Here is an 11,248-nt window from a genome sequence, read left to right on the forward strand (position 1 = left end):
GAGGCAATTCCAATGTATCTTTTGAGATATTTATGGTCGCAATCGGATTCAATATCAGGAAATATCACAATATGATTCATAAAAGAAAGCCGAGCGAAGAAAGAATGAAGTGCTGCTAGAACAGTTATTCACATACTGAAAAACGTTATTCACAGCTATATAGGGATATTGCGCCCAAAAATGGGTGTTTTTTTATGTCTAAATGCCCGTAAACAGATTTTATCTGGCTGTAGGGAGTCAAAGAAAGAAAAAAAGAGCTGGTCCAGCTCAGTGATTATCCATAAATCACTTTACTGGGTCAGCCCCTTTTTTATGCAATAACTACATCTGTTAATTTCCAAGTCTTATCAGAATCAGTAAATGTCATCTTCCAAGTTTGTGTCTTAGTAGGAATCTTAGCTAAATATTCCTTGTCAAGGAGTTCAAACATCTGATCTGCCATACCTTCAAGCATTGCATTCTGCATAGCTTCATTACCTTCTGAAGCATAAATCTTCTGAAGTTCTGCTAAATGATTTTGTGCATACTCTTTTGCTAAAGTCGTCACTTTTGTTCTTAGGGCGCTAGAAGCTGTTGAGATAGCACTCTGATCAAGAATCTTTACTTCAGCGCTTAATGACTTTTTATCGTTATCATAATCATCTTTGATTGTATAAGACTGAACATAAGCTTTCTTAACTTTCTTAACAAATTCATCTAAACCTTTCTTAAACTTTTCACCACCACGGTTACTGTAAGAACCTAAGGCTGATGTAATAGATGAGTCCACATTATTAAGCTGAAGCTTAGAGCTTACTGAACTATCTGCTAATTTGCTGGCTTGATCAAACTCTCCGTTTTTACAAGCAGTAAGGAATTCGTTGGCTGCTTTTGAAACAGCTTCCTTATCACTTCCTTTACAGCCTGCAATACTAAACAGCATGGCGAATGCAAGTAAAATGCTAAATAATCGTTTCATAACAAAACCTCCTTATAACTTAAGGATAAGATTTTAAAATGAAATTTTCAAGTTTAATTATGCTTTTCCATATTTACGATAGATAATCCTGGCAATCCGGAAAATGCATTGATTGTTAATGTACCAACAATACTGATTGTATCCCCTGCTTTAATATCAAGTTTAGTAACAGGATTATTGTAGGCTGTAGCCTTAACTAGACCATGCTTAGTTCTAAATGAAATCTCTAATCCTTTAGCTAAATCAAAACGACGACGATCAGTGACTACAACGTTCTTTAAGATAAATAATGGACGTTTAAATCCATCATAGTATGGTTCAAATGTCTCAGATAAATTCTTGATTTCATCAATTCTGATTTCATCTAATGTTACTTCAATAACCTGAGATTCATCATATTCTTTTTCATCATCAGTCTTGAACTTAGTGATAGCCAATGCCAACTTAGAAAGCTTAGAATCTCTTTTATTTGGATTAAAGAAATAGCTTAATAAGGCATTCCATCTTTTTTCATCATTATCTTTTAAGAAGTTCATTAATGGATTAACAAGAAGATTCTTCATCTTGCTTAAATGATATGTCGTATAAGCATTACCGCTTCTTAAAAGCTGAGCATTACGTTTTTCAGGTGTAATCATAAAACGTTCAAATACAACATATTGCTTATCTTCCAAGATTTCTTTAGCTCTTTTAAACAATGTTCTATTAGCATATGATAATGGCACATTAGTACAGATATTAGCAATAGAAGCCAATGCGATAGAATAGCTATCTCTTACAAATTCTTTCATGATGACATAAGCCATTGTAGATAAAGAAAGATCTGTTTCAACTTCAAGATGGATATTCTTCTGATTATTATGGAACTGTAAAGTATCATGGATCGCAATGACATTTCCTTTTAGCATATATTCATCTTTATTGATGTACTTGATTTCAAATCTTGCCTTCATCTTTGCCAATGAACGAATGACAATGATAGATGCAAATAAGTTATCTAACTTTGGATCTGATACGATAAGAAATTTTTCATCGTTATCATAACTTTCTTTAATGATGTTTTTAATGTCTTCTGCCCCTGAATAATCACCAAGATGATATTCATAATCTTCATTCAAAGCATGAAACTTTTCTTCAGTTAACCCCTTTGCATCAATCACCTTTGCAACTAATGCATTAACATCGAGCTGTTTCATAATCGTTTCTGTATTAACTATATTAACTTCATTATAGTTCATCTATTGTACCCCTTTTCCCTTTAAAAAATAAAAACGACGCAGAAGTGCGCATAGTTATGATAAGTAAAAATTTTATAAAATACAAGTAAAAAACAAAAAAAGAAGCAAGATTATCTTGCTTCTTTTAATGTAAGCTATTCCATTACTTCAAATTCTTTAGCGAGTGCTTCAGCGCGTGCTCTACGACGTTTAGCATCGTTCAAGCATTTATCCATTAACGCATCAGCATTTTCAGCATTGACTTTTGTCAACTGTGAGAATCTGTTTTCTGTCATCAGGAAGTCTTTGAACTTGCTGAAGTCTGGTGCCTTAGAATCAATCTGTAATGGGTTCTTGCCCTGTTCAGCTAGACGAGGATCGTATCTTAGCAAGTTGAAGTAACCACATTCAACTGCAAGTTTTTCCTGTCTTTGAGAGTTAGCTAATCCTCCACCTTTGATATGGTGTTCATTACATGGAGAATAAGCAATGATCAATGATGGTCCATCATATGATTCAGCTTCTCTTAATGCCTTGATTGACTGCATTGGGTTAGCTCCCATAGCAATCTGAGCTACATAGACATGACCATATGCCATAGCGATCTGTGCTAAGTCTTTCTTAGCAACTGTCTTACCGCTAGCAGTAAACTTAGCAATTGATCCTGCCTGTGATGATTTAGATGACTGTCCACCTGTATTTGAGTAAACTTCTGTATCAAGTACAAGAATGTTTACATTCTGATCATTAGCGATAACGTGGTCTAATCCACCATAACCGATATCATAAGCCCATCCGTCTCCACCGACGATCCACTGTGACTTAGTTACTAAGTCTTCTTTATGATCTAATAAAGCTTTTAAAGCGTCAACGCTAGTTGATTCTAATGCTTTAACAACTTCATCATAGATTTCTTTTTCTTTTGCTCTTTCACCCTTGATAGCTACATAGCGATCTAAGACATCCTTAGTTTCTGCTTCTGCATTATCGATGTTAGCAGCAATTGTTTCTAGAATATGTTTAGCTTTATAGTTTTCAGCTAACTTCATACCAAATCCGAATTCAGCATTGTCTTCGAATAATGAGTTTGCCCAAGCTGGTCCATGTCCATTCTTATCGAATGTCATTGGTGTAGATGGACATGAACCTGTATAGATTGATGAACATCCTGTTGCATTGGCAATACGCATATCGCTACCAAATAACTGAGTTGCTAATCTATAGTATGGTGTTTCACCACATCCGGCACATGCACCTGATGCTTCGAAGTAAGGTTTCTTGAAACCTACACCCTTAACAGTTGTAGTTGGATAACGATCATCTCTGTATTCAACATTGCTGTAGATATATTCAGATAATTCAGAATGAGGTAATTCATCCTTAACTGGAACCATAGAAAGAGCTTTTTCACCCTTCTTACCTGGACATGCAGATACACAAAGTGTACATCCAACACAGTTATCTGGAGATACCTGGATACGGAATGATAAGCCATCCACGTTCTTGCCCATTGGTTTTAATACATCATTCTTGATATCTTCTGGTGCATTAGCAATTTCTTCATCAGTCATTAAGAATGCACGAATTGTTGCATGAGGACAGACCATAACACAGTTGTTACACTGGATACAGTTATCTTTATTCCATTTTGGTACATTAACAGCGATAGCTCTCTTTTCTTTGATAGCTTTACCATTCTGCATAGTTCCATCAAGTTTATCTAAGAATGCTGATGTTGGAAGATCATCACCTTCAAGAGCATCAATTGGAGCTACGAATGTATCGAAGTATTCATCACCTGTAGTATGGCGTACTTCATTAACTGTTAAGTTAGACCATTCAGGATCAACTGCCACTTCTACAACCTGATCTTTACCAGCATCGATTGCCTTATAGTTAGCTTCTACGATAGCATCACCTTTTGAACCATAAGACTTCTTAGCCATTTCTTTCATCTTTTCAATAGCTTCTTCTAATGGAAGAATCTGTGTATTAAGAGCAAAGAATGCTGACTGAAGAATTGTGTTTGTATGACGTCCCATATGACATTCTGCAGCTAACTTGTTGGCATTGATAATATAGAATTTAGCATGCTTATCAGCTAACTGTTTCTTAACTCTATTTGGAAGATAGTTAACGATTTCATCTTTATCAAATTCAGTATTTAATAAGAAACGTCCACCTTCTTTTAAGTTACGTAACATGTCATATTTGAAGACATAGTTGTCAAGTGAACAAGAAATGAAATCTGCATTGTTGACATAGTAAGTTGAACGGATTGGAGTTTCACCAAAACGTAAGTTTGAACGAGTAGCGCCACCAGCTTTTTTACTATCATAAGCAAAGTAAGCCTGACAATATAAATCAGTATTGTCACCGATAATCTTGATTGATGACTTATTGGCAGAAACTGTACCGTCAGATCCTAAACCGTAGAATAAACACTGAGTTGCATCTGTCTTAACGCTAAATGTTGGATCTAATTCTAATGAAAGATGAGTAACATCATCAACGATTCCAATTGTAAATGGATGCTGTGGTTTTTCTTTTGCTAAATTATCGTATACAGATTTAACAGCTCTTGCTGTTGTATCCTTTGAACCCATACCATAGCGTCCACCAGTGATGACGATATCTTTATCTTTAAGTACTTCACATACATCAAGATAAAGTGGTTCACCTGTAGCGCCCATTTCTTTTGTACGATCAAGTACAGCAATTTTCTTAACTGAATCAGGAAGAACATCCAATAAGTATTTTGCTGAGAAAGGTCTATAAAGATGTACTTTAATTAAACCAACTTTTTCTCCTTTTTCTGCTAATGTATCAACAACTTCTTCAACAGCCTGTGTAACAGAACCCATTGCGATGATGACACGATCAGCATCTTTAGCACCATAGTAAGTAAATGGAGCATAGTTTCTTCCTGTAATTTCAGAAATCTTTTTCATGTAATCAGCTGCGATATCTGCAACTTTATCATAGTGAGCGTTCTGAGCTTCTCTTGACTGGAAGTAAATATCATCATTCGTTGCTGAACCACGAGTGACTGGATTAAGATGTGGATTTAATGCACGATCTTTAAATTTCTTTAATGCTTCCTTATCTAATAGGCTTTCTAATGTTTCATAAGGCATAACTTCAACTTTCTGGATTTCATGAGATGTTCTAAATCCATCGAAGAAATGCATTACTGGTACAGAAGCCTTGATTGCTACTAAGTGAGCAATTCCACCTAAGTCCATAACTTCCTGAACTGAGTGTGAACAAAGCATAACAACACCTGTCTGACGACAAGCATAAACATCCTGGTGATCACCAAAGATATTTAATGATGAAGTGGCTAATGCTCTTGCTGCAACATGGAATACACCTGGCAACAATTCACCCTGAATCTTATAAAGATTAGGAATCATTAGCAATAAGCCCTGTGAAGCAGTGAATGTAGTTGCTAATGCGCCACCCTGTAACGCACCATGAACTGCACCTGCAGCACCAGCTTCAGACTGCATTTCAATCACATTTACTGATGAGCCAAAAATATTCTTTCTTCCTGTAGCTGCCCATTCTTCAGCGTGTTCAGCCATTGGTGAAGATGGGGTAATTGGATAGATACTTGCTACTTCTGAAAACGCATACGCTACGTGTGCTGCAGCAGTATTACCATCCATTGATAAATATTGTTTAGACATATTCTTTAATAACCTCCTTATCTAATAATAACACCACGTATTACAAATTACCATTCCTTTTTTAACGTGTTTTTACTAATATGACCCAAAATCTCAATTATTTTTAGGATTAAAAGAAACAGTTTCTATTGAGATATGCAATGGTATTTCTTCCTTATTGAATTTCTCTTTTCAAGAGATAATTGAAATGATAGAATGTGTGTGAAAAATAAAAGTGAGGTTTACTAAATGAGTCAGAAAAATTGTTTTATTGGTCAGTCCGGAGGTCCTACCGTAGCGATTAATGCTTCTTTAGCTGGAGTTGTAGCTCAGTGCAAAAAAGAAGGATATGAACACATTTATGGTATGATCAACGGAATCAAAGGTTTGCTTGAAGATCACTATATCGATCTAGGAGAACTTTTCAAGGATGAAGAGAGCATCGAGAATCTTAAAGCAACACCTGCCATGTACCTTGGAAGCTGTCGTTTTAAGCTCCCTACCATCAATCTTGCGGAAGGCACATATGAAAAGCTATTCAAGAAATTTGAAGATATGCATATTACAGATGTCTTCTATATCGGTGGAAACGATTCAATGGATACAGTCGCAAAGCTTTCTACATATGCTAAGACTGTCAATTCATCAATTCGTTTTATTGGAATTCCAAAAACTATCGATAACGATTTAATGGGAACAGATCATACACCTGGCTTTGGTTCAGCCGCTAAATATGTTGCTAGCAGTATGCTAGAAATCTTTTATGATAGTGCCATCTACAAGCTTAACGCTGTAACAATCGTAGAAATCATGGGAAGAAATGCTGGATGGTTGACAGCTGCTAGTGCTTTGGCAAGAGAAAACGGTGCTACAGTACCTGATCTTATCTATCTTCCTGAAGTTCCATTTGATACAGAGAAATTCCTTGAAGATATTCGTGAAAAATTCAAAGAAAAATCTTCAATCATTATCGCCGTATCAGAAGGTATCAAGGATGCCAATGGTCAATATTTAGATCAGGATTCAAAATATACAAAGAAAGATGCCTTTGGACATGTTCTTCATTCAGGTACTGGAAAAGTATTGGAAACTATTGTCTATAAAGAATTCAGATGCAAAGTACGTTCTATCGAATTAAACGTTCTTCAGCGTTGTGCAATGCATATTGCTTCAAAAAATGATATCGAAGAATCATTTGAAATTGGACAGTTCGCTGTTACTTCTGCATTAAACAATGAAACAGGCATCATGATTGTTTCAAAAAGAGAATCAGATATGCCATACAAGGTTCATTATGAAACAATGGATGTATTGAAGGTCGCAAACCTTGAACATAAGATTCCAGTAGAATGGATCAATGATGCACACAATGATATCACTCCTGCTTTACATGATTATCTTTACCCATTAATTCAAGGAGAAATGGCAATCAAGTATACAAATGGTATTCCAACTTATCTTGATATCACACATCTTAAAAACAATATCGTAAAAGAATAAACGGGCGTTGCTTTGCAACACCCTTTATTTTTTTAGTTTATGATATTCAATTAGCTGATTGTATTCATCAAGTGCTTTTTCTATATCTTTATAGATATGTACATCTAGACTATCCTTTAATTCATCCTGACTTACAAAACGATAGTCTGTATGTTCATCAGACAAGATGACATGATCATTGGTAGGAATAGTCAAGAAACCAATCCCTACAGTCTGATAGTTTTCTCTTATTGCGGTAAAAGTATAGACAGGCTTTAAGATTTTAATATCTAGACCTGTCTCCTCTTTCAATTCGCGGATCAGTGCTTCATGAGGTGTTTCCCCATACTCTAATCCCCCTCCTGGCAGCTCCCACCACCCTAGTCCATCAGATGATGGGCGTACTCTTTTCATGATGAGGATCTTTCCTTCATGAATGACAATTGCTTTTACTGTTATATGAAAATTCACTTTCCCCATTTTTATTCTCTCCTTTTTACTATCATAACATGTATGATGCATTTTTATTATCAAAAGAAGCAGTTTAATGATATAATGTCTCGGAGGTGAATATAAAATGAACTTTTATAATGAAGTATATAAAAGAAAAGATGAATTATTAGAAGATTTAAGAACATTATGTCAGATTCCATCTGTATTTGATCCATCTACAGCAAAAGATAATCAGCCTTTTGGTGAAGCAAATAGAAAAGCATTAGATCAGATGCTTGCTTTTGGTAAAAGAGATGGATTTATCACAGATGACTGTGATGGCTATGCTGGCTCTATTGACATCGGTGAAGGTGAAGAGGTCTTTGGTATCCTAGGACATCTTGACGTTGTCCCTGTCAACGAAACAGGATGGCACTATCCTCAGTTCGATGCCACATTGGATGGAGATCGTCTATATGGACGTGGTGTTGCTGATGATAAAGGTCCATTATTAGCTGCTTATTATGCTGCTAAAATCGTCAATGAAATGGACTTTGAAAAGAAATATAAAATCCGTGTTATCTTTGGATGTGATGAAGAAAATGGTTCTTCATGTGTAAAATATTATTTTAAGCATCGTCCATACCCTGCTATGGGATTTACTCCAGATGCTGATTTTCCAGTTGTATTTGGTGAAAAAGCAATGGTTGGATTCAACCTTACTGGTAAGATTGATGATGAAAAGATCATCTCTATTAACGGTGGAACTAGAAGCAACATTGTTCCTAACAATGCTTGCGCATGTCTTGAAGGTTCTTTAGAAGACTATGAAGAAAGCTTCAATGCTTTCTTAAAAGAAAATAATGCAACTGGTTCAATCACTATGAACAATCACGTTGTATTAAAAGTAGATGGACGTTCTGCTCATGGTTCTGTTCCTGAAAGAGGAACTAATGCTATTGTTCTTCTTTGTCATTATCTTCATACAATAACTGACAACAAGCTTGTTGCTTTCATTGATGATTACTTCTATGAAGATACAGCTGGAAAGAAACTTGGCATCGCACACAGTGGTGCTCTAGGTGCATTAACTAACAATTTAGGTATTCTTAACTATGAAGATGGTCATATCAACATGGTATTAGATGTACGTTTCTCTAATGAAGTAGATCCAATCAAGGATGTTGTAGATGCAGTGACAAAGAAAGCTTCTGCTTATGATCTTGCGGTTGATTATAATGCCACTCCATCTTTATATGTAGATCCAGAAAGTGAACTTATCCAGAAATTACATGCTGCTTATGTAGATGTCACAAATGATCATGAACATGGACCTCAGGCCATGGGTGGAGGAACATATGCGAAAGCTATGCCAAACTGTGTTGCCTTTGGTGCAGAATTCCCTGGTCGTGATAATAAGATGCACGAAGATGATGAAACAATCGTATTTGAAGAATTATTACAGTCAGCAGCAGTCTATGCACAGGCTCTCTATAACATTCTTAAAAAGTAATAATTCAGTTGCAAACAGTAAAGCACCTATGGTATAATAGGTGCACATGCGGTGGTGGTGGAATGGTAGACACGCAAGTTTGAGGGACTTGTGGCCGTACGGCTGTGTGGGTTCAAATCCCGTTCACCGCACCATTTATAAAAACAAGAGACGAGCAATCGTCTCTTTTTTATTTCATCAATAAATACTCTACTCCAATAATGACTAAACATCCTACTAGAATACTCGAAAAAACATAAAGAAAAGCAATACCTAAATGTCCATTTTTCATCAGTTCTGTTGTTTCTATTGCAAATGTAGAAAATGTTGTAAAACCGCCACAAAAACCAACTTTTAAAAATAGGATCCACTTTTCATCAATAGCTGTATTTCTTCCTGCAGCCACAGTGATCAGTCCAATAAAAAGACAGCCTACAACATTAATAAGAAATGTCTTTATTGGAAATACAGTATTCTCATTTAATGAAATCATTCCCAACACATAACGTAGCAGTGCTCCAAGAAATCCCCCTGCTCCTACTACAATATAATTCATAGTCTACTCCCCCAAATTCCACTTGTTGATTTTATTTTCTGTTCAATAAGGATGTCATCAATTTGATTCAACATATGATGATATCCTACCATTCTTTCTATTAAATCCATAATAAAATTTCCCATCTTTTTTGCATTATAACATAAGAAAGAGGATTTTTATTAATGATGGTGATGTTCTTGATATAATGAAGAACTATTCGGATTCGTAAAATCAATATTTAATGCATTAGCCACAGCTTCCTTGATACCATTAGAACTAAAAGTTGCTCCTGATACAGTATCTACATCAATGCTGTTCTTAATAATATTAGCGATAACAGTTTCTTTAGCTCTTTCAAAGAACTGTTCATCATCCTGATAGCTCATAATTTCAATAGAAGAGATTTTCTTATTCTCAACAACAACCTTTACCTGTGTTTCACCTCTAAATCCATTTCCACTACCTGTACCCATGACGACAATGCCCTTAGCACCAGTATGTAGAAGATATGAATCTGCTCCTGCATAATACGCACAATATCCACTTCAGGAAGATGTGATAGATCCATAGAAGAGAAAATACTTGATGTAGTATGTTTTTTCATAAAATCACCTTCTTTTTTTTGAGCTTATTCATCATGACGTTAATAATAAACAAAAGCAACGACTCTTTTTTTGCGATATTTTTATCACGTTGATAATATGGGAAAACCTACAATGCATCATATCTTTTTAGATAAATATGACATATGGAATTTAAGTTCTTAAAGTAAAAACATTTATTATCTTACAAAAAAATTATTGACATTTGAAAGAAATGCGACTATTCTATCACTTGTAAACTAAATAAGGCGTTGATGAGGAGAAGTAATTTCTAACAGCGGTTTTAGCGAGCAGGAGTATGGTGAAAGTCCTGTATCCAAGTTATTAATGAATAACACCTCGGAGCTGTCTACCGAACGGCAACAAGTAGGCTAGACCGTTTTCAGTCATGATACGACTGGCGGGTATCGAGTACTCTTTGAAGTATTTCCGTACCATGTGATAAACCTCCTTTTTTGATATTGGAGCGCATGGGCTGATACTCGCATATAGCGAGTTTTTTTGTTAATGGGTAGAGTCAAAAGTTTATGAAAAACTTGATGAATGACAGATTTCAGGGATCGATGAACGATGCGATATCATTCATGTAGTATTAAAATTGAATATTTTGAATTTTTCTAAACCGAATGATTATGAAGGTAATAAAAAAACACCTAAAAAAGGCGCAATGAGGGTATCGTCTCCTGGAGCACTGCTTGGAGAAATGATTAATTGTCTGCTGGATGGTACTTATGTGATATCTCAATGAGCTTGAGCCACTGATCAGGCATTAGCATATTATTATCAAACAAGCCAGATACAGGTGTCTTATATTTCAGTGATGAATGTTGTCTCAGAAAATTAAAGAAGCATACAAAAA

8 protein-coding genes and 1 tRNA gene are annotated in these 11,248 nt (G+C 35.5%); 3 read left to right on the forward strand and 6 right to left on the reverse strand.

What is annotated here, in order from left to right; translation table 11 throughout:
- Positions 1-310 precede the first annotated feature (310 nt).
- The 3 genes from T513_RS0108660 to nifJ all read right to left on the reverse strand — a co-directional run bounded on the left by T513_RS0108660 (position 311) and on the right by nifJ (position 5,867).
- Positions 311-958 carry a hypothetical protein gene (locus T513_RS0108660; RefSeq protein ID WP_029071277.1) on the reverse strand — a complete coding sequence of 216 codons (648 nt, stop codon included), beginning with the start codon at positions 956-958 and terminating at the stop codon, positions 311-313.
- A gap of 53 nt (positions 959-1,011) precedes the next feature.
- Positions 1,012-2,196: a hypothetical protein gene (locus T513_RS0108665; RefSeq protein WP_031589790.1), complete on the reverse strand. Its 1,185-nt coding sequence runs from the start codon at positions 2,194-2,196 to the stop codon at positions 1,012-1,014.
- Between the two features lie 134 nt (positions 2,197-2,330).
- Positions 2,331-5,867, reverse strand: coding sequence for a pyruvate:ferredoxin (flavodoxin) oxidoreductase (nifJ, locus tag T513_RS0108670; protein ID WP_031589791.1), 3,537 nt, complete (start codon positions 5,865-5,867; stop codon positions 2,331-2,333).
- Between the two features lie 228 nt (positions 5,868-6,095).
- Here nifJ and T513_RS0108675 point away from each other — a divergent pair, with 228 nt between their 5' ends.
- Complete coding sequence (locus T513_RS0108675; RefSeq protein ID WP_031589792.1) at positions 6,096-7,346, forward strand: 6-phosphofructokinase; 1,251 nt, start codon at positions 6,096-6,098, stop codon at positions 7,344-7,346.
- Between the two features lie 24 nt (positions 7,347-7,370).
- Here the strand turns inward: T513_RS0108675 and T513_RS0108680 are convergent, their stop codons facing one another.
- Complete coding sequence (locus tag T513_RS0108680) at positions 7,371-7,805, reverse strand: NUDIX hydrolase (protein ID WP_029071281.1); 435 nt, start codon at positions 7,803-7,805, stop codon at positions 7,371-7,373.
- 97 nt (positions 7,806-7,902) lie between these two features.
- Between T513_RS0108680 and pepV the strand changes: the two genes are divergently transcribed.
- Together pepV and T513_RS0108690 are read left to right on the forward strand one after the other, a co-directional pair.
- Positions 7,903-9,270: a dipeptidase PepV gene (pepV, locus tag T513_RS0108685; protein WP_031589793.1), complete on the forward strand. Its 1,368-nt coding sequence runs from the start codon at positions 7,903-7,905 to the stop codon at positions 9,268-9,270.
- Between the two features lie 48 nt (positions 9,271-9,318).
- Positions 9,319-9,404, forward strand: a tRNA-Leu gene (locus T513_RS0108690).
- 35 nt (positions 9,405-9,439) lie between these two features.
- Here the strand turns inward: T513_RS0108690 and crcB are convergent.
- The gene (crcB, locus tag T513_RS0108695; RefSeq protein ID WP_031589794.1) at positions 9,440-9,805 is read right to left on the reverse strand and encodes a fluoride efflux transporter CrcB; all 366 of its coding nucleotides are present in this window, start codon (positions 9,803-9,805) and stop codon (positions 9,440-9,442) included.
- Positions 9,806-9,966: 161 nt separating this feature from the next.
- Positions 9,967-10,260, reverse strand: a complete 294-nt coding sequence (locus T513_RS0108705; RefSeq protein WP_031589795.1) for an FMN-binding protein — start codon at positions 10,258-10,260, stop codon at positions 9,967-9,969.
- Positions 10,261-11,248: the final 988 nt, after the last annotated feature.

This window comes from Kandleria vitulina DSM 20405 (genome assembly GCF_000702065.1).
Lineage (GTDB): Bacteria > Bacillota_I > Bacilli_A > Erysipelotrichales > Coprobacillaceae > Kandleria > Kandleria vitulina.